The following is a 17,192-nucleotide window of genomic DNA, read 5'->3' as shown; positions in this document are numbered from 1 at the left end:
GCGCAGCGTTGTAGTCGGACCAGTTCGTCGTGCGATAGCGGGCGGGCTTGGGCTTGCTCATACCACGCGTCTAACTGCATGGATTCGCGATGTGAATCCTTCGCAGCCAGAGTTCTGCAACAATGCCGATCGAAGGCGCCGTCCTCGTAGGGAAGATCCGCGGCGCTGCCGATGGTGCAGCTGCATTTCTCATAAAGCGCCCCGAGCGACTCGCGCGCGGCAACGAGCATGTCGCCCGAGGCGTCGAGCCCGTGCACCTGATATCCGAGTTCGTCGTAGAAAGGAACGAAACGGCCGGTGCCGAACGGGATGTCGACGACTTTCAGCCCGCGGGGCAGGGTCTCGAGCAGGGATTTCATCTCGTCCTGTTCGACATGCCACCATTCTTGCTTGAGGCGGCGCGCCTCGTAGTTCCGGGCCCGTTTGTTGTAGTAGGTATCGCCCTTGGGCGGGGTCTGTTTCATGAGAATACCTTGCTTTCCGTTTGCGGAAGATAAACAGGTTGATGACGGAAATGTCTAGGTTTTATACGCTCGCAAGCGAAGCCTTGCCGGTTCTCGACCCCCACACCCGCCCATGCGTCACACCCTTGACGCAGATCAACGCGAGCGGGGGCGCTTCGTGCGCTTATGGGCGTCGGGGCGGGTCAGGCTGGACCGCGCCCCGGTTGAACGACGGAGGTGCCGTATGAGTGACGGGGTTCCTCTTGAAACAGGGCCGGGACGAGCCGGCTGGAACTGGCATCTTGCGGTGCTGGGGTTTGCGATCTTGTGGTGGAATATCTATCGCAACCTGCAGCCTGCCGCCGAATGGATGACCGCGCAGCTTCCGCTTGAGCGACATTCGCATGCTGGCGAGGCGGTCGCGTTTTTCCTCTATGATGTGCCCAAGGTGATGATGCTGCTGACGCTGATCGTCTTCGCGATGGGCGTGGTGCGCAGCTTCTTCTCGCCCGAAAAGACACGCGCGTTCCTGTCGGGCAAGCGCGAGGGCGTGGGCAACATGATGGCCGCGGGGCTCGGGGTTCTGACGCCATTCTGTTCGTGCTCGGCGGTGCCGTTGTTCATCGGGTTCGTGTCCGCGGGCATCCCGCTCGGGGTGACGTTTTCCTTCCTGATCGCGGCGCCGATGGTCAATGAGGTGGCGCTGGTGCTGCTGTTCGGGCTGGTCGGCTGGCAGGTGGCGCTGACCTATCTGGCCTTTGGCCTTGCCATCGCGGGCGTCGCGGGCTGGGTGATCGGGCGGCTGCGCCTTGAAGCCTGGTTGCAGGACTGGGTGCGCGAGATCCATGCCGGCGACGGCGCCGAGGGCCTCGATGAGGCGCATCTGACGATGGTCGATCGCTATCGTCTCGGGATTGCCGCCGTGCGCGAGATCTTTGCCAAGGTCTGGGTCTGGATCCTGCTGGGCATCGGGCTAGGCGCGCTGATCCACGGCTATGTGCCGCAGGCGCTGATGGAGCGGATCATGGGCGCCGAAGCCTGGTGGTCGGTGCCGGCGGCGGTGCTTCTGGGCATCCCGATGTACACGAATGCCGCCGGGGTCATCCCGATCGTCGAGGCACTTTTGGGCAAGGGCGCGGCGCTGGGCACGGTTCTGGCCTTCATGATGAGCGTGATCGCGCTCAGCCTGCCCGAAATGATCATCCTGCGGCAGGTTCTGACGCTGCGCCTGATCGCCGTGTTCATCACGGTGGTCGCGGGCGGTATTCTGGCCGTGGGCTACCTGTTCAACCTGATGTTCTGAAGGAGAATGCGATGAAATCCGTCAAGGTCTTTGGCCCGGGCTGCAAGCGTTGCGAAACCACCGCCGAGATGGTGCGCGCGGCGGCCGCGAAGCTGGGCGTCGAGGTCGAGGTCGAAAAGGTCACGGACCCGCGTGCGATCGCGATGGCCGGGGTGATGTCGACGCCGGGGATTTCGATTGATGGCAAGCTCGTGCACGCGGGCGGGCTGCCCGATGCCGCGAAGCTGGAAGGCTGGCTGGGCGTCTGAGGGGGCCTAGAAATAGCTGCGCACCAGCGCGTCGGACAGAAGTGTCCAGCCGTCGGCCACCACGAAGAAGGCCAGCTTGAAGGGCAGGGCGACCACGGCCGGGGGCACCATCATCATCCCCATCGACATCAGGATCGCTGAAACCACGAGGTCGATGATCAGGAACGGCAGAAACACCAGAAAGCCGATTTCAAAGGCGCGGGTGATTTCGGATAGCAGGAAGCTCGGCACCAAGGTCGCCAGCGGCGCGTCGGGCAGGGCGCCCTGAAAGGCGCGATCGGGGCGCAGGTCGTTCAGACGCGCGAAGGTTTCGGGGTCGGCGCGGGTCGCCATGAACTGCCGGAACGGCGCGAGGCCGCGCGTCAGCGCCTCGTGCATTTCAATCTGCCCTTCCATCAGCGGCTGCGCGCCTTGCTCCCAGGCTTCGGTCAGGGTGGGCTCCATGATGAACCACGTCAGGAACAGCGCGAGGCTCACGATCAGCATGTTGGGCGGCGATTGTTGCAGCCCCAGGCCTTGGCGCAGGATCGAAAGTACGGTGACGATGAAGGGAAAGCTGGTGACCATCACCGCGATCCCGGGCGCGAGGCTGATCAGGGTGATCCCCGCGATCAGGAGCATCGAGCGAGAGGCGAGGCTGTCGCCCTCGCCAAGGTTCAGTGTCAGTTCCTGCGCGCCCGCAGGTCCGGCGAGAAGCAGGAAGGCCAGCAGCAGAAATCGCAGGTCAGAGCCCGTTCGAAACATCGGCCACCTCGATCAGCCGCACGGCCAACTGGCCCGCGCGCTCGCCTTCAAGCTCGGTCAACTCGCCGCGGGCGATCAGCCGGTCGCCGACGTAAAGCTCAACCGGGTCGTCGACGCGCCGGTCAAGCGGCAGCACCGCATCGCGCTTGAGCCGCAGCAGGTCGCGCACCAAGGGGCGCGCCTTGCCGACCGAAATCGTGATCTCGATCGGCACCTGGGTGAACGGGTTGGTGCCAGCGGCCTCGGTCTCGTCAGCTATGGTCATGGGCGGCGTCCTCTTCGGTGATGTTGAAATAGGTGCGCACGGCGGTGCCGATGCGCGCGATCAGCCCGTCGATGTCGATCTGCCGCTCGCTGTCGTCGAAGCGCAGGAAAACCTGCCCCTCGGTCAGAGAGGGTTCGGCGCGAAATGCGAGCGGAAGGGTGCTTTTTTCGGTCAGGATGTCGCGCAGTTGCGCCAGCGTATCCGGGTGGGTGACGACCGTCACCGGCAGGGCGCAGACCTCGTCGGCCAGCGCCACGATTTCATCGGTGATCAGCCCGCCCAGCGTGTCGCGCGACACCGCGGGCAGGACCTTGGACGTCATGTCCAGAAGCAGCGGGCGCAGCGCACCCAGCATGGCTGCGCGCGCCTCGTGATAGGTGAAGGACAGCTCCTGCAAGGAGCGCCCAAGTTCGCCATTGAGGCGCTTCATCTCGGTGTTTTGCGCCGCGACCGCATCCTCCCAACCGGCGGAGAAACCTTTTTCGAAGGAGGCGAGGCGCGCCTCTTCGAAGGCGGCGCTGTCGAGGGAAACGAGGTCGCTTTGGGGGGCGGGGTCGTCGAAGGATTCAAGCTGCAAGGGGCGGGCCATCAGGCGGTCTCCTCTTCATCTTCCATCCAGCTGCGCAGGATTTCGATCGTTTCGGCCTGTCGCTCGTCGATCAGGCGCTTGATCCGCGCGACGGGGTCTTCGGTGCTGAAATCATCGTCGAATGCGGAGGCCATCGGCATCGGCAGCTGATCGAGGCCGAAATCGGAGACGATCTGCATGTCCTGCTCGGGCAGGTTGCCCTCGGCGATTTCGCCTGCCAGCGCGGGGGGCGTGTCGGGGCTGGGCGCGGCAAGCGCCGGGGCTGCCGGGTAGGGGGCTTGCGTCAGGATCGGGCGCATCACGAACAGCCCCAGCACCACGGCGACCAGAGCCAGAAGGGCGATCTGGATGATCTGCATCAGGTCCAGCTGCACCCCGGCCAGCAATCCCGCCTGAGCCTCGCTGCCCAGCATCGCGACGGGTTCGAATTCAAGCGAACGGATCGTGATCACGTCGCCGCGCGCCTCGTTGAAGCCGACGGCGGAGGCAACCAGTTCATGCAGATCCGCCAGTTCCTGTTCGGAACGCGGCTGCCATTGCGTCTCGCCAGTGGCCGAAGTGACGCGCATTCCGTCGACCAGAACGGCCACGCTCAGGCGTTTGAGCGCGCCGGGGGTGCGCAGGATTTCCCGTGTCGTCTCAGAGACTTCGTAATTCGTGCGCTCGCGCGTCTCGCTGGAGCTGCTTTGCGATTTGCCGCTGCCGCCTGCGTCGCCCTCGGGCAGGTTCGAGGCGATGGTGACCGCGCCGGGCTTCACGTCATCGGCGTTCTTGCTGCGCTCTTCGAGGTCGGTCGAGATCGCCACGCGCGCCGCCGGATCGATCACGCGTTCGGTGATTGCCTCGCGATCGGTAACGGTTTCAACTGCGACTTCCACGATCGCGTTGCCATAGCCCACACGCGCTTCCAGCAGGCGTTCGACATTGCGGCGCAGTTCCTCGGCGCGCTCTTCGCCTTGGGGCAGCGTGTTGGCTTCGGGCGCGCCGATCAGGCCCTTTTCACTGTCGATGATCGAGACGTCGTCGGGGTGCATCCCCGCGACGGCAGAGGCCACGAGGAATTTCAGCGCCTTGGCCTGCGGCGCTGAAAGCCCGCCCGCCGCCGTCGAAATGCTGACCGAGGCGGTCGGGCGCAGATCGGTCCGGAAGCTGCGCGCGGGGGCGGCGGAGATATGCACGCGCGCGGCCCGGATTGCCGGGTTCGACAGGATCGTGCGCGCGAGTTCCCCCTCTTTCGCGCGCCAATAGGCGGCATCGAACATCTGCGAGGTCGTGCCAAAGCCCGAAAGCGTATCAAGCAGCTCATAGCCCGCGTTGCCGGTGGCGGGCAGCCCCTCGGCGGCGAGGGTCATGCGCAATGCGTCGCGCTGGGCGGCCTCGACATAGATCGAGTCGCCGCGCACCTCGAATTTCGCGCCGCGTTGTTCCAACGCGCCAACAACCTCGCCCGATTCCGGCCCTGCCAGCCCCGCATAAAGCAGCGCCATCGAGGGTTTCGAAGCGATGGCCGAAAGCGCCAGAACGGCGGCAAACACCGCTGCCGTCGCGCCCAGAACGATCGCGCGGCGCCGCGCGTCGAGCGCCTGCCAGACGGTGAGAAGCTGTTGCACGAGCACCTCCTGAATGCGGACATTCTGTCCCTCGTCAGCGCCGAGATTCCCCTATCTGGATTAACAATCGGTTAGTGGGTTTTCGGTAATGCTGCCCTTGGAACGAAGAAATCGGTGATCCCATGGCAGAGACTGATCCGGCCGCAGAAGAGCCTCCGAAAAAGAAGTCGAAACTCCCGTTGCTGATCGGGCTGGTGCTGATGCTGGCGCTTGGAGGCGGCGGGTTTTACGCGGTCTATTCGGGGATGATCCTGGCGCCGCACGCGCCCGAGGCGCAGGCGCATGGCGATGGCCATGAAGCGCCGGGGGCACTTGGCGATGTGGCCTTCGTCGCGCTTGATCCGATGGTGATTTCGCTGGGCAGCAGCGGCGCGCGGCACTTGCGCTTCAACGCCCAGCTTGAGGTGCCGCCCGCCTATCAGCCCGATGTCGAACTGTTGCGCCCGCGGGTGATGGATGTGCTCAACGGCTATCTGCGCGCGGTGGATATAACCTTGCTTGAGGACCCGAGTGCCCTGATGCGCCTGCGCGCGCAGATGCTGCGCCGGGTGCAGATCGTGGTGGGTGAGGGGCGCGTGCGCGACCTTCTGATCATCGAATTTGTCCTGAATTGAGGAGGGCGCGATGCAACTGGTGCAATTGATCTCCGACGTGCTTCTGGGATTCGGGGCCCTGGCCGCTGCGGGCTACTGTTTCGTGCTGTCACGGCGGCTGAAACGGTTCAACCAGCTTGAATCGGGTATGGGCGGCGCCATTGCGGTGCTGTCCGCTCAGGTCGATGACATGACCAAGGCGCTGGAGCGGGCGCAGGCGACGGCGAGCCTCTCGGCGGAGCAACTGCGCGCCCTCACCGAGCGGGCCGAGGTCGGGGCGGACAAGCTCGAACTTCTGCTGGCCTCGCTCCATGACCTGCCCGAAGGCGATGCCGAGGCCCGGCGTTATCGCGTTCAGCGCCGCCGCCTCCGGGACCGTGACCTGGAGGCCGCGGAATGACCCGCCCGCGTGCAAAGCCCGCCAAGCGCAAACGCAGCCGCATTTGGCGTTTTGGCCTGCAGGCGGTGTTCGTTTTGTTGATCCTGTCCGGGGTGCTGCGGTTTGGCGACGCGGCCTGGGGCGCGCTGGCCGAGAGCGGACATACCGCGTCCGAGGCCACAGGCGCGGGCGAGTGCGTGACGGATGAAGCGGTTCTGGCGATGATGTCGGAACTGACGCTCCGCGAGACCCGCCTCGACGCGCGCGAAGCGAGCCAGGCCGCGCGCGATCAGGCCATGCGGACCGCCGAAGGGCACCTTGAGGCGCGACTGGCGGAGCTGAAAGCGGCCGAGGCAGAACTAGCGCGCACCATCGCGATTGCAGATCGGGGTGCCGAGGATGACGTCTCGCATCTGGTCGCGCTTTACGAAAGCATGAAGCCCAAGGAGGCGGCGCCATTGTTCGAAGAAATGGCGCCTGATTTCGCGGCGGGGTTCCTTGCGCGCATGCGTCCGGATGCGGCGGCGGGGGTGCTGGCCGCGCTCGACCCCAAGACGGGCTACGCGATCAGTGTCCTGCTGGCCGGGCGCAACGCCGATGCGCCCCGAAATTGAGGCCGCTCAGCCTTTCTTAAGCTGTCTCTGCCATCCTGCCCCCGAACCAGAGGAGACCCTGCAATGATTGCGATCATCGGCATCGTCATCATCTTCGCCATGGTGTTTGGCGGATATGTCGCGGCGGGCGGCAAGATGGGGATTATCCTGAAATCCCTGCCGTTCGAGATGATCATGATCGGAGGCGCCGCTGCGGGTGCGTTCGTGCTGTCGAATGACGTCCCCGCGATCAAACATACGCTCAAGGACATAGGAAAAGTGTTCAAGGGGCCCAAATGGAAGCCCGGTGACTATCGCGACCTGCTGTGTCTCTTGTTCGAACTGATCCGTCTTGCGCGGCAGAATCCGGTTGCGATCGAAGAACATATCGAAACCCCTGACAGCAGCTCGATATTCGGGAAATACCCCAAGATTCTGCATGATCACGAAGCGATCGAAATGATCTGCGACACGATGCGTTCGGCGTCGATGAACTACGACGATCCGATGCAGGTCGAGGAGGTTCTGGAGAAACAACTCGAAGCGAACTATCACCATGCGCTGCATTCCAGCCATGCGATGCAATCGGTTGCGGATGCGATGCCCGCGCTGGGGATCGTGGCCGCCGTGCTTGGCGTGATCAAGACCATGGGCTCGATCGACCAGCCTCCGGAAATTCTGGGCAAGATGATCGGCGGCGCCCTTGTCGGAACGTTTCTGGGCGTGTTTCTGGCCTATGGTTTCATCGCGCCATTCGCGACACGGATGAAGGCGGTGATCGACGAAGACAGCCATTTTTACAAACTGATCCGCGAGGTTCTGGTCGCCAACCTGCATAATCACGCTACGAATATCTGCATTGAAGTCGGGCGGCAGAATACGCCCCATCATATCCGCCCGAGCTTTTCCGATCTGGAAGAAGCACTGAAATCGGTGAAGTCGGAGGCGGCATGATCGCGCGGCTCTTTGCGATTTTTATGCTGATCGCGACGCAGCTTGCGGCGGAGCCGATCCTCGTGCGCTCAGGGGAACATGCCGATTTTTCGCGCCTCGTCGTCATGACCCCTACGGGAACCGATTGGACCCTTGAGCGGCAAGCCGACGGGTATCGGCTTGATCTGGATATTGAAAACCCTGAGTTTCTGCTGGAGCAGGTGTTTAATCTGATTCCCCGAACCCGGGTTCTGGACGTTTCCAGAAGTAACCGTCCGTCGGGGCTTACGTTTCGAACTGCGGACTCGGTTTCCGCCGCAGCTTTTCAGCTTTCGGATGGCGGTATTGTACTCGATTTCAGGTCCGAACCGGAGGACACGCATGCGAAGCTGGCGCCGGAGTCAGAGGGTGGCAAACTCGTCCAGGAAATCGCCCGATCTTATCCGAGCATTGCCGTGCATGCGGACTCTTTTCCAGGCGTTTGGGAGGCGGCAGGAACGCCTTCTGTTGTCACCATTCCCGAAGCTTTGCCCTCGGTTGTGCCGAAGCTTTCGGAGGCCCCGGACGCGCGACTGGCTGAGGCGGAATCGAACCTTCTGGAGCAGTTGGGGCGGGCCGCCGCGCAGGGCTTGATACATCTTCCTTTGTCGTCGGGCGAGGATGCGTCGGCTGACCCTGAGTTTGCATCGGATCCGAAGGACGGAATGAACGATGAGGAACAGGGGGCGGGCGAGGCTCCGGCTGGCCACCTCGCCGTGAAAAGCCTGACCGCGATTGATCGTGATGCCGGCGTCGAGGCAAGAGCTATGCCCCAGTTTGTCGGAGCTGGCAGTTGCCCCGCCGAGGGGAGCTTTGATGTCGCAAGCTGGATTGACGATGAACCCGCGACTGCGCAGATCGCAGCCGCGCGGAGGGACCTCTATGGTGAATTCGATCGGACGTCACCCGAGGATGTCGTGCGATTGGCTCGTATCCACATCGCTTTCGGGTTTGGAGATGAAGCGAGGGCGCTGGTCGAGGCGTTTGATCTGCCCGAGAAAGATGCATTGCCAATTCACCTGATGGCGGCAGTCCTCTCTGAAGGTTCAACGCATGAATTCACGGGGTTAGCACAGCTGTCGAGTTGCGATGGGCCGGTGGCCCTATGGGCGGTTTTGGCGACGTCGGAAGACATTGCGACGGTGATTAACTTTGAGGCCATAAAGCGCACCTATTCTGCGCTTCCTTCGCATTTCCGAGGCTTTATCGGGGAGCGGTTGGTGCAAAGGCTGATTGGCCTTGGCGCGAAAGAAGAGGCCAGGGCCATTCTGGCTGCGTTCGAGCGGGTCGCCCCTGCTGAAAGCGGTGCTGCAGATATGATGACCGCACGTATTGATCTTGCGACCGGGGCGAAAGACCGCGCGATCGACCGGCTCGGACATGTCGCAAGGACCGCTGAAGTGGAATCTCCTCAGGCACTTCTCCTTCTTGTCGAGGAAATAGTCGCACGTCATGATGTGGTCGAGCGGCATTTGACAGAAACGGCTGCGGCTCTTGCCTTCGAGCTGCGCAAGGACCAGTCCGGGGCGCCCTTGCAGCGTGCTTATGCTTTGGGGCTGGGGTCGGCCGGAGATTTCGAAGGGGCGTTCGGGGCGGCTACTGTTTTGCCTGAGTTTCCCGACGTAGAGAGTTTGTACCCGCAGACCCTTGCCACGCTGTTCGAGATGGTTGCGCGGATCGAACTCGATCCACTGTTCCTCAAGACCTATTTCAGCCATCGAGAAAAGATTCTGCGGGTTTCCCTGAAAGCGGATACTCGTCTGAAAATTGCGGAACGGCTGGTAGAACTTGGTTTTTCGGCGGCCGCGCGTGATGCGCTGAATGCGGAAACGCGCGCTTTGGGGCGGGGGCGTCGCGTGCTCGCTCAGACGGCTTTGGCCGAAAAGGATGGGCCCGCCGCGCTCGCGTATCTTTCGGGGCTCAATGGCGCGGCGGAAGACAGGTTGCGGGCAGAGGCTTTGATGCTCCTTGGCGATTACTCCGCCGCGCTTGAGCATTTTGAACAAACCGGTGCGCGCCCGGAGGCTGTGCAAGCGGCCTGGCTTGCCGGAAACTGGGGTGTGATCGAAGAAACGGGGGGCGCAGAGGAACAGGAGTTTCTGCGCGCGTTCGAGATTGCGGGGGGCGCCACGCCGCCGGGCTCAGATATGACGTCACAAGCGACAGGCAACGGGGAGGACGCGGCAGCCCTGACGCGCGCACGGGGGCTGTTGAGGAAGTCCGAGGCGGAGCGCGCGGCGCTTGATCAACTGTTGCGCGCTTTGGACGTCCCCGATGCCGGGGAATGAGCGACCACACCGCCATTGCGGCTGAGGAACCACCGTCGAGCGCCCGGTCCGAACTATGCTTCGCCGCTTTTTCGGGCAGTGCCGCTTCATTGGTCGCAGTCGATCCCTTGAAGCTCGGGAATGGAGCGATCCTGACTTTACCGCCAGCTCCGCGCGGCATTAATAGTTAATTGATAGACGTGCCAAGAGCTTGGGGGATGGGGCGATCGCGACACCGACACTTTCGACCGCTTTGGAAGGGCGTCTTCAGGCGCTGCTGCAAGAGATTTATCCCGAGCGGGATAGCCAGGAGTTGGTGAGTGCAGTGATCGCGGCCTATTGGCCCGAGGGGCGGATGCGGCGCCAACGGCAGCGGCGGCCCTCGAACAACCTGTGGAGCGAGTCTGACGCGCTGGTCATCACCTATGGCAACAGCGTCACGGACGGGCAGCACAAACCGCTGGATCTTTTGCTGGATTTCCTGACCGAGCGGCTCTCGGGTGCGGTCAACAGCGTGCATATCCTGCCCTATTTTCCCTACACCTCGGACGATGGCTTTGCGGTGACCGATTTCTACAAGGTCGATCCGGCGCTGGGCGACTGGCCCGACATTCGCCGGATCGTCGCGGAATTCGGGTTGATGTCGGACCTCGTGCTGAACCATGTGTCTTCGCAGGGCGCGTGGTTCAACGCCTATCGGCAGGGGCAGAAACCCTATGACGGGTTCTTCATGGAGGCCTCGCCCAATGAGGATCTGTCGATGGTGGTGCGCCCGCGCACGACGCCCCTGCTGCGCGAAGTGCAGACCGCGATGGGCCCGCGCCATGTCTGGTGTACCTTCAGCCATGACCAGATCGACCTCGATTTTCGTAATCCCGAGGTGTTGCTGGAAATGCTGCGCGTGATCCGGTTTCACGTCGATCAGGGCGTGCGCACGCTGCGCCTCGATGCGGTGGCTTTCTTGTGGAAGCAGCCCGGGACGCCCTCGATCCACCTGCCGCAGACCCATGCGGTGGTCAAACTGATGCGGCTTCTCGCGGATTTTTCGAGCGAAAAGCTGATCCTGATCACCGAAACCAACGTCCCCAAGGCCGAGAACCTGTCGTATTTCGGGCGCCGGGACGAGGCGCATATGGTTTACAATTTCCCGCTGCCGCCCCTGATCCTGCATGCAATGCTGTCGGGGCGGGTGGGTGCATTGCGCAGCTGGTTGCGCTCGATGCCGCCCGCGCCGCTGGGATGCGCCTATTTCAACTTTACCGCCAGCCATGACGGGATCGGGATGCGCCCGGTCGAGGGGCTTTTGCCGCCGACTGAGATCACGCGGATGATCGCGACTATCCGAGGGGTGGGGGGGCTCGTCTCGATGCGCTCGCTGACCGATGGCACCGAGGCGCCCTATGAAATCAACTGCGGCTATTTCGACGCGCTGACCCGCACCTTTGCGGGCGTCGAGGCGCTCAAGGTCGAGCGGTTTCTCTGTTCGCAGACCATCGTGATGTCGCTCGAAGGCATCCCGGCCTTTTACATCCATTCACTGACCGCGACGCCGAATGACAGCGAGTCGGTCACCCGGCGCGGCATGAATCGGGCGATCAACCGCCATCGTTGGCACTACCCAGACCTGCTGTCGCGGCTCGATGACCCGTCGAGCGATCAGGCGCGGGTGCTGTCGGAAATGGCGCGGCGTCTGCGGCTGCGCAGCCATCAGGCGGCCTTCCATCCGAATGCGACGCAGCTCACGTTGCAACTTGACGACCGGGTTTTGGGTGTCTGGCGGCAATCGCTCGATCGCATCCAGTCGATCTTTGCCCTGCATAATGTCTCGGATGAAGTCGTTGAAATGGAAGCCTTTTCGCTCAACCTGATCGCGGATGAGCATTGGCAGGATCTGCTCTCGGGTGAGGTGATCGACCCGGACGGGACGATCACGCTGGCGCCTTATCAGTGCCGCTGGATCACCAATCACGGCTGATCAGGCCGGTGCGAATTCCGCCTGATCGGCCGCGACCGCCGCCTTGAAATCAGCCAGAAGCGTCGGGTCGGCCGAATGCACGAGGTTCCAGTTCGGAATGAAGGGGGCCTCTTGCGGGTTATCAAGGAACACCTGCCCCGCGCGCATGATATTCTCGGCGAAGAGGTTGATCGACATTTCCTCGGCATGGCGGTCGAAGGTGAGCCCGTTCATCGCCGCGTCATGCGAATAGACGTCAAGCATATCGAGCGCGCGCCGGTAATAGGTGGCCTTCAGCGTGCGGAAAACGTTAGGCGTGAACACCGTGCCGTCTGCGGCAAGCTTGCGATAGATCGCCTTGCAGATATCCATCGACATCCGGTTCAGCCCCGCGCGCGCATCCTCGGGCGACAGGTCCTGATGCTTGTGATCGTAGATGTCGGCGATCTCGACCTGACAGACCGCGCGCGGCCCGAGGTTGCGCCAGGCCTCCGACAGCACGCCGATCTCCAGCCCCCAGTCCGAGGGAATGCGCAGATCGGGCAGCGAGGCGGTGCGCAGCGCGAACTCGCCCGAGAGCGGGTAGCGGAAGGCGCGCAGGTAGTCGATGTAATCGCGGTCCCCGATCACCTTCTTCAGCGAGATCAGGAGCGGGCTGACGAGGTTGCGCGTAACCCGCCCGCCCAGCTTGTTATTGCCGATGCGCGGGTAGAAGCCCTTGGCAAGCTGATAGGAAAACCCCGGATGCGCGACCGGATAGACCAGCCGCGACAGCATCTCGCGCGAATAGGTGGTGATGTCGCAATCGTGGATCGCCATCACGGCGCTGTCTGCGCAGGCGATCAGGTAGCCCATGCAGCCCCAGACGTTCTTGCCCTTGCCGGGTTCCTGCGGGGCAAGGTTCAGCGCCTCGAGCCGCGCCATCAGGGCTTTCATCCGCGGGCTGTCGTTCCAGATCACGACGTGGTTTTGCGGCAGGCGGGCAAAGAAGCTGCGCGCGTGGCGGTATTGCGCTTCGTCGGCACGGTCGAGGCCGATGATGATGCGGTGCAGATAGGGAACTTTTGCCAGTTCATTCAGGATGTTATCCAGCGCCGGCCTCTCAAGCTCGGAGTAAAGCGAGGGCAGGATCAACGAGATCTTGCGGGTCTGGGCGAAGGTGGAAATCTCGTAATCCATTTCGGCCAGCGGGCGGGTGCGCAGGTTATGGAACTGCGCGATATTGCCGTTCTGATGGAAGTCAGCCATGGGTCTTTCCTTTGGTCGCGGGCGCGGCTTCGGCCAGCCCGATCTCGTGCAGGATCGTCTCGATCCCTTCGCGCCAGCCCGCAGGGCCTTCGCGCGTTGTGCGCCGGATGCGCCCTTCGGCCTCGCCGGGCAGGGGCGGCAGGCCGGGGCCGTGATCGTTGCGGATGATCACGCCGTAATCGGCGGCCTCGATCATCTCGCGGTCATTCGGGGCATCGCCAAGCGCGATGGTAATGTCGGGGCGGAGCCGTGCGATCAGCTCGGCCATGCGGCCCGCCTTGGTGCCGCCGAAGGACAGCGTCAGAAACCGCCCGCCCGAGCGCGCCTCGATCCCCTTCGCGGCCAGCGCCGTCAAAAACGCCGCCCGGTCCAGCGCATCGCCTGCCCAGAGCCCCGGCTCGGAATGGGCGCGGCGGCAGGCCAATTCTGCGGCCTCGGGTGAGAGCCCGGTGATCCCGGCGACTTCGGCCACGCTCATGTCGCCAAAGCCGCGAAACGGCGCGCGCAGCTCGGGCGGCAGATCCGCAAGGGCCGCGCGGATCGCTCGGTAGTCGCGGTCATCGGGGGTGCCTTCGGCCAGCGCCGCTCCATTTTCGACAATCGCGGGCCAGCGCGTCAGGCCCAGCCGTTCCTGCCAGACCCGCATCTCGGCAGCCGTCTTCGACGAGGCCAGAATGACTGGCGCGCCAAGGGCTTGAAGCTGTTGCAATGCGGGCAGGGCGGGGCTGTGGTCATAGCTCTCATGGTCCAGCAAAGTGCCGTCAAGATCGCTGAAAACCAGAAGTCGCACGCCGTTCCTTTCGGTTGCCTCTGGCCGATCTTAGGCGCGGCGCGCGGGGGATGGAACCTCTGGCGGCGGAAAACTGTAGTGGGCAGGCGCATTTCGGCGTCTTTGGGGGTTAGCCCCGTGCCGCCTCCGAAAGCGCCAGTGCCAGCGCGCCATCCAGTGCCGAGCCTCGGGGGGGCAGCGCGGGCCAGCGCGCGCCGAGCCGTGTGGCATAGCTGGGCCCGAGGCCTCCAAGGAAGACCACCGGCAGGGCGGTTTCGGGTTGCAGATGCGCGATGATCGCGGCGACCTCCTCGGTTGCCTCGCGCAGGATCGCCTCGGCGGCGGGGTCGGCGCTGTCGATCAGCCGGGGGGCGAGGGCCGCGAAATCGGCGGGTCGGGCGTCGCGGGCGAAAGTCATCAGGCCGTTGGGGCCGCCCAATTCCTCCAGCACCGCACACAGGAGCGGCGTGAGCGGCGCGCGACCTTCCTCGGCGCGGAGCGCGGCCTGCAGGAGGCTGCGCCCCAGCACCGCGCCGCTGCCCTCATCGCCCAGCAAAAACCCGTGGCCGCCGATCATCCGGGTCTCGGGGCCTTGTCGGCGCACGAAGACCGAGCCGGTGCCGATCGCGGCGACGATCCCGTCATCCGGTCCCAGTGCGCCATGCGCTGCCGTCAGCGCGTCCGAGATCACACGCGCGGGAAAGGGCAGGCGGCGGGCGAGCGCCTCGGCCAGCTCGGGCAGGTTCGCCCCGGCAAGGCCCAGAACGGCGGTGACGATGGTGTCGATCCCCGCGCCGGCCTCGGCCAGCGCGGCCTCGGTTGCGCGCAGGATATTGGCCAGCGCGGCGTCGAAATCGCTGTGGATATTGGCGGGGCCGGCCTCGCCGCGCCCGAGCACGCGACCCGTGGCATCGGCCAGAGCCGCGCGGCAACCGGAGCCGCCGCCATCAATCCCGAGAACCAGAGCCATGCAACCTCCGCCAGCCTTAGGACCAGACATAGCAAATGGCGGGGCCACCGCAATGCCTCGCGGCTAGAGGGGCTTGCCGCTCCAGGCGGCGGCGCGGGGCGGGCCGAGGCGCAGCATGTCGACGGCGCGCGCGGCGATCTGGGCGCAGGCTTCGTCCAGCGTCTGGGGCTTCAGGTAGAAGGCGGGCACGGGCGGCGCGATCACCGCGCCCATCTCGGTCGCGGCCAGCATGTTGCGTAGATGCGCCAGCGTCAGCGGCGCCTCGCGCGCGAGCAGGAGCAGCGGGCGGCGTTCCTTGAGTTGTACCGAGGCCGCGCGGGTCAGCAGGTTGTCATCCAGCCCCTGCGCGATTGCCGCGAGCGAGCGCATCGAACAGGGCGCGACGATCATCCCCGCGACCGGGGCTGAGCCCGAGGCGATGCGCGCGCCGATGTCGTTGACCGGATGGCGGGCGGTGGCCAGCGCCTCCAGCTCGGCGCGTGCCTCGGGCGGGCATTCCTCGGCCAGCGTGCGCTCGGCGGCGGGGCTCATCACCAGCTCGATGCCGACACCAAGTGCCGCCAGATGACGCGCGGCCCAGAGCCCGAGGGCCGCGCCGGATGCGCCGGAAATCCCAAGGATCACAGAAGGTTGTCTCATCGTATCAGCTCCGGAAGGTGGCGCGCGAGCAGCTCGGTGGCAAAGGCTTCGTCGGCGGGCGCCATGGCCATCACCTCGCCCCAGTCGCGCCGGGTCTCGGGGCCGAGCTTGTTGGTCGCGTCTATCCCCATCTTGCCCGCCAGCCCCGGCTCGGGCGCGGCGAAATCGAGGTAATCCATCGGCGTGTCGCGCAGGATCATCACATCGCGCGACGGGTCCATCCGCGTGGCCAGCGCCCAGGCGATATCGTCCCAGTTCGCCGGGTCGATATCGTCATCCACGACGATGATCGTCTTGGTATAGCTGAATTGCGGCAGCATCCCCCACAGCGCCATCATCACGCGCCGCGCCTGCCCGGGATAGCGCTTGTCGATCGCCACCACCGCCATGCGGTAGGAACAGGCCGCAGGCGGCAGCCAGAGGTCGCGGATCTCGGGGATCTGGGCGCGGATCGTGGGCAGGGCGAGCCGGTTGAAGACCTCGCCGATGATCGCGGGCTCGTCCGGCGGGCGGCCGGTGTAGGTGGACAGGTAAAGCGGATCGCGGCGGTGCGTGATCGCGGTGATCTGCATCACCGGGAAGGGCTCGACGGCGTTGTAATAGCCGGTGTGGTCGCCGAAGGGGCCCTCGGGGGCGGTTTCTTGCGGATCGACCCAGCCTTCCAGCACGATTTCGGCGTCGGAGGGCACGAGGATCGGCACGGTGCGCGCGGCCACAAGCCGGGGGCGGGTGCCCGACAGAACGCCTGAAAAGCTCAGTTCCGACACGGTTTCCGGCAGCGGCAGCGCGGCCGAAAGCAACAGCCCCGGCGATCCGCCCAGCACTATCGCGACGGGCATCTTTTCGCCCCGGCGCTGCCAGCTGCGGTGATGGGCCGCGCCGCCGCGATGCGCGAGCCAGCGCAGGATCAGCCGGTCGCGCCCGATCACCTGCGCGCGGTAGACGCCCGCGTTATAGGTCTGCACCGCGTCGGGCGCGCTTTCCGCAGGCCGTGTCAGCACCACGGGCCAGGTAATCAGCGGCCCCGCATCTCCGGGCCAGAGCGTCTGCACCGGCAGCGCGCCCATGTCCACTGCCGCGCCCTCCAGCACGACCTCCTGCACCGGGGCCTTGCCACCGATCTTGGGCCGGGTGGCCAGTGCCGCTTTCAGCATCGGCCAGCGCGAGAGCGCGTCGCGCAGCCCTTCGGGCGGCGGGGGCGCGCGCAGCGCAGCCAGAAAAGCGCCCAGCTCGCCCACCTCGTCCAACGTCACGCCGAGCCCTGCGGCGACGCGCGCGGTGGTGCCGAAGAGGTTGGTGACGACGGGCATGGAGAGGCGCGCGCCGGTCTTGGACACCGGGGCGTCAAAGCGCAGCACCGGTCCGCCGCGCCCCAGCACCGCCCGATGCACAGCCGACATCTGGTGACGGATCGCGACCGGCTCGGGGATCAGCCGCAACTCGCCCGCCTCGGCGCAATGGTCGAGAAAGGAGCGCAGGCTCGGGAAGGGGGGCAGGGTGCGCATGGCAGGCTCCGGTTTCGGGCTGTTCCCGGCCTAACACTGCGTCGCCCCGCCGCATTTGATAATCGTCAAGTCGGGCAGAGGCTGGGCTGGCTACAACCGGG

Annotated in this window: 18 protein-coding genes; 8 read left to right on the top strand and 10 right to left on the bottom strand. The window is 64.7% G+C overall.

Annotated elements, in window-relative coordinates; genetic code table 11:
• Nucleotides 1-464 (bottom strand): class I SAM-dependent methyltransferase (locus tag CLN94_RS12315; RefSeq protein WP_143598923.1); only part of this gene is annotated, 464 nt, incomplete at its 3' end.
• A gap of 223 nt (nucleotides 465-687) precedes the next feature.
• Here CLN94_RS12315 and CLN94_RS12310 point away from each other — a divergent pair.
• Both CLN94_RS12310 and CLN94_RS12305 read left to right on the top strand, forming a co-directional pair.
• A complete protein-coding gene (locus CLN94_RS12310) occupies nucleotides 688-1,746 on the top strand; it encodes a permease (protein ID WP_096434246.1) in 1,059 nt (352 codons plus the stop codon).
• 11 nt (nucleotides 1,747-1,757) lie between these two features.
• Nucleotides 1,758-1,994, top strand: coding sequence for a thioredoxin family protein (locus CLN94_RS12305; RefSeq protein ID WP_096434245.1), 237 nt, complete (start codon nucleotides 1,758-1,760; stop codon nucleotides 1,992-1,994).
• A 6-nt stretch (nucleotides 1,995-2,000) separates the two neighbouring features.
• Here the strand turns inward: CLN94_RS12305 and fliP are convergent, their stop codons facing one another.
• From fliP to fliF, 4 genes are read right to left on the bottom strand one after another with little or no spacing between them, the layout of a single operon-like run.
• Nucleotides 2,001-2,738 carry a flagellar type III secretion system pore protein FliP gene (fliP, locus tag CLN94_RS12300; RefSeq protein WP_096434244.1) on the bottom strand — a complete coding sequence of 246 codons (738 nt, stop codon included), beginning with the start codon at nucleotides 2,736-2,738 and terminating at the stop codon, nucleotides 2,001-2,003.
• Nucleotides 2,719-3,003, bottom strand: coding sequence for a FliM/FliN family flagellar motor switch protein (locus tag CLN94_RS12295; protein ID WP_096434243.1), 285 nt, complete (start codon nucleotides 3,001-3,003; stop codon nucleotides 2,719-2,721). The genes fliP and CLN94_RS12295 overlap by 20 nt, the downstream gene beginning before the upstream one ends.
• Nucleotides 2,990-3,592, bottom strand: a complete 603-nt coding sequence (locus CLN94_RS12290) for a FliH/SctL family protein (RefSeq protein ID WP_096434242.1) — start codon at nucleotides 3,590-3,592, stop codon at nucleotides 2,990-2,992. The genes CLN94_RS12295 and CLN94_RS12290 overlap by 14 nt, the downstream gene beginning before the upstream one ends.
• Nucleotides 3,592-5,202: a flagellar basal-body MS-ring/collar protein FliF gene (fliF, locus tag CLN94_RS12285; RefSeq protein ID WP_096434259.1), complete on the bottom strand. Its 1,611-nt coding sequence runs from the start codon at nucleotides 5,200-5,202 to the stop codon at nucleotides 3,592-3,594. The genes CLN94_RS12290 and fliF overlap by 1 nt, the downstream gene beginning before the upstream one ends.
• 122 nt (nucleotides 5,203-5,324) lie before the next feature.
• On the opposite strand from fliF, the gene CLN94_RS12280 reads away from it, so the two are divergent.
• The 6 genes from CLN94_RS12280 to CLN94_RS12255 all read left to right on the top strand — a co-directional run bounded on the left by CLN94_RS12280 (nucleotide 5,325) and on the right by CLN94_RS12255 (nucleotide 11,981).
• Nucleotides 5,325-5,816 carry a flagellar basal body-associated FliL family protein gene (locus CLN94_RS12280; RefSeq protein ID WP_096434241.1) on the top strand — a complete coding sequence of 164 codons (492 nt, stop codon included), beginning with the start codon at nucleotides 5,325-5,327 and terminating at the stop codon, nucleotides 5,814-5,816.
• A 19-nt stretch (nucleotides 5,817-5,835) separates the two neighbouring features.
• On the top strand, nucleotides 5,836-6,195 hold the full coding sequence (locus CLN94_RS12275) for a hypothetical protein (RefSeq protein WP_096434258.1): 360 nt from the start codon (nucleotides 5,836-5,838) through the stop codon (nucleotides 6,193-6,195).
• Complete coding sequence (locus tag CLN94_RS12270) at nucleotides 6,192-6,788, top strand: MotE family protein (RefSeq protein WP_096434240.1); 597 nt, start codon at nucleotides 6,192-6,194, stop codon at nucleotides 6,786-6,788. The genes CLN94_RS12275 and CLN94_RS12270 overlap by 4 nt, the downstream gene beginning before the upstream one ends.
• A gap of 63 nt (nucleotides 6,789-6,851) precedes the next feature.
• Nucleotides 6,852-7,721: a flagellar motor stator protein MotA gene (motA, locus tag CLN94_RS12265; RefSeq protein WP_096434239.1), complete on the top strand. Its 870-nt coding sequence runs from the start codon at nucleotides 6,852-6,854 to the stop codon at nucleotides 7,719-7,721.
• Nucleotides 7,718-10,027 (top strand): hypothetical protein, encoded by a 2,310-nt coding sequence (locus tag CLN94_RS12260; protein ID WP_096434238.1) that lies wholly within the window; start codon nucleotides 7,718-7,720, stop codon nucleotides 10,025-10,027. Before motA ends, CLN94_RS12260 begins: the two co-directional genes overlap by 4 nt.
• 295 nt (nucleotides 10,028-10,322) lie before the next feature.
• On the top strand, nucleotides 10,323-11,981 hold the full coding sequence (locus CLN94_RS12255) for a sugar phosphorylase (protein WP_245845226.1): 1,659 nt from the start codon (nucleotides 10,323-10,325) through the stop codon (nucleotides 11,979-11,981).
• Here CLN94_RS12255 and CLN94_RS12250 read toward each other — a convergent pair whose 3' ends face one another.
• The 5 genes from CLN94_RS12250 to CLN94_RS12230 form a co-directional block, all read right to left on the bottom strand.
• The gene (locus CLN94_RS12250) at nucleotides 11,982-13,208 is read right to left on the bottom strand and encodes a glycosyltransferase family protein (protein WP_096434237.1); all 1,227 of its coding nucleotides are present in this window, start codon (nucleotides 13,206-13,208) and stop codon (nucleotides 11,982-11,984) included. It abuts the gene before it with no gap.
• Entirely contained in the window at nucleotides 13,201-13,998 is a 798-nt protein-coding gene (locus tag CLN94_RS12245; protein WP_096434236.1) for an HAD-IIB family hydrolase, read from the bottom strand. Before CLN94_RS12245 ends, CLN94_RS12250 begins: the two co-directional genes overlap by 8 nt.
• Nucleotides 13,999-14,107: 109 nt before the next feature.
• Nucleotides 14,108-14,947: a glucosamine kinase nucleotide-binding domain-containing protein gene (locus tag CLN94_RS12240; RefSeq protein ID WP_096434235.1), complete on the bottom strand. Its 840-nt coding sequence runs from the start codon at nucleotides 14,945-14,947 to the stop codon at nucleotides 14,108-14,110.
• A 63-nt stretch (nucleotides 14,948-15,010) separates the two neighbouring features.
• Nucleotides 15,011-15,586: a UbiX family flavin prenyltransferase gene (locus CLN94_RS12235; RefSeq protein ID WP_096434234.1), complete on the bottom strand. Its 576-nt coding sequence runs from the start codon at nucleotides 15,584-15,586 to the stop codon at nucleotides 15,011-15,013.
• Nucleotides 15,583-17,091 carry a UbiD family decarboxylase gene (locus CLN94_RS12230; protein WP_096434233.1) on the bottom strand — a complete coding sequence of 503 codons (1,509 nt, stop codon included), beginning with the start codon at nucleotides 17,089-17,091 and terminating at the stop codon, nucleotides 15,583-15,585. Before CLN94_RS12230 ends, CLN94_RS12235 begins: the two co-directional genes overlap by 4 nt.
• Between the last annotated feature and the right edge of the window lie 101 nt (nucleotides 17,092-17,192).

It is taken from the genome of Pseudothioclava arenosa (assembly GCF_002358085.1).
In the GTDB taxonomy this organism is placed as follows: Bacteria; Pseudomonadota; Alphaproteobacteria; order Rhodobacterales; family Rhodobacteraceae; genus Pseudothioclava; species Pseudothioclava arenosa.
This window is presented reverse-complemented; position numbering and strand designations above follow the sequence as displayed.

Excerpts from the sequence above, each read along its gene's own strand:
- CLN94_RS12295 (WP_096434243.1), bottom strand. The coding sequence starts at position 3,003 with ATGACCATAGCTGACGAGACCGAGGCCGCTGGCACCAACCCGTTCACC.
- CLN94_RS12260 (WP_096434238.1), top strand. The coding sequence starts at position 7,718 with ATGATCGCGCGGCTCTTTGCGATTTTTATGCTGATCGCGACGCAGCTT.
- CLN94_RS12250 (WP_096434237.1), bottom strand. The coding sequence starts at position 13,208 with ATGGCTGACTTCCATCAGAACGGCAATATCGCGCAGTTCCATAACCTG.
- CLN94_RS12270 (WP_096434240.1), top strand. The coding sequence starts at position 6,192 with ATGACCCGCCCGCGTGCAAAGCCCGCCAAGCGCAAACGCAGCCGCATT.
- CLN94_RS12230 (WP_096434233.1), bottom strand. The coding sequence starts at position 17,091 with ATGCGCACCCTGCCCCCCTTCCCGAGCCTGCGCTCCTTTCTCGACCAT.
- CLN94_RS12240 (WP_096434235.1), bottom strand. The coding sequence starts at position 14,947 with ATGGCTCTGGTTCTCGGGATTGATGGCGGCGGCTCCGGTTGCCGCGCG.
- CLN94_RS12280 (WP_096434241.1), top strand. The coding sequence starts at position 5,325 with ATGGCAGAGACTGATCCGGCCGCAGAAGAGCCTCCGAAAAAGAAGTCG.
- CLN94_RS12235 (WP_096434234.1), bottom strand. The coding sequence starts at position 15,586 with ATGAGACAACCTTCTGTGATCCTTGGGATTTCCGGCGCATCCGGCGCG.
- fliP (WP_096434244.1), bottom strand. The coding sequence starts at position 2,738 with ATGTTTCGAACGGGCTCTGACCTGCGATTTCTGCTGCTGGCCTTCCTG.
- CLN94_RS12305 (WP_096434245.1), top strand. The coding sequence starts at position 1,758 with ATGAAATCCGTCAAGGTCTTTGGCCCGGGCTGCAAGCGTTGCGAAACC.
- CLN94_RS12290 (WP_096434242.1), bottom strand. The coding sequence starts at position 3,592 with ATGGCCCGCCCCTTGCAGCTTGAATCCTTCGACGACCCCGCCCCCCAA.
- CLN94_RS12310 (WP_096434246.1), top strand. The coding sequence starts at position 688 with ATGAGTGACGGGGTTCCTCTTGAAACAGGGCCGGGACGAGCCGGCTGG.
- motA (WP_096434239.1), top strand. The coding sequence starts at position 6,852 with ATGATTGCGATCATCGGCATCGTCATCATCTTCGCCATGGTGTTTGGC.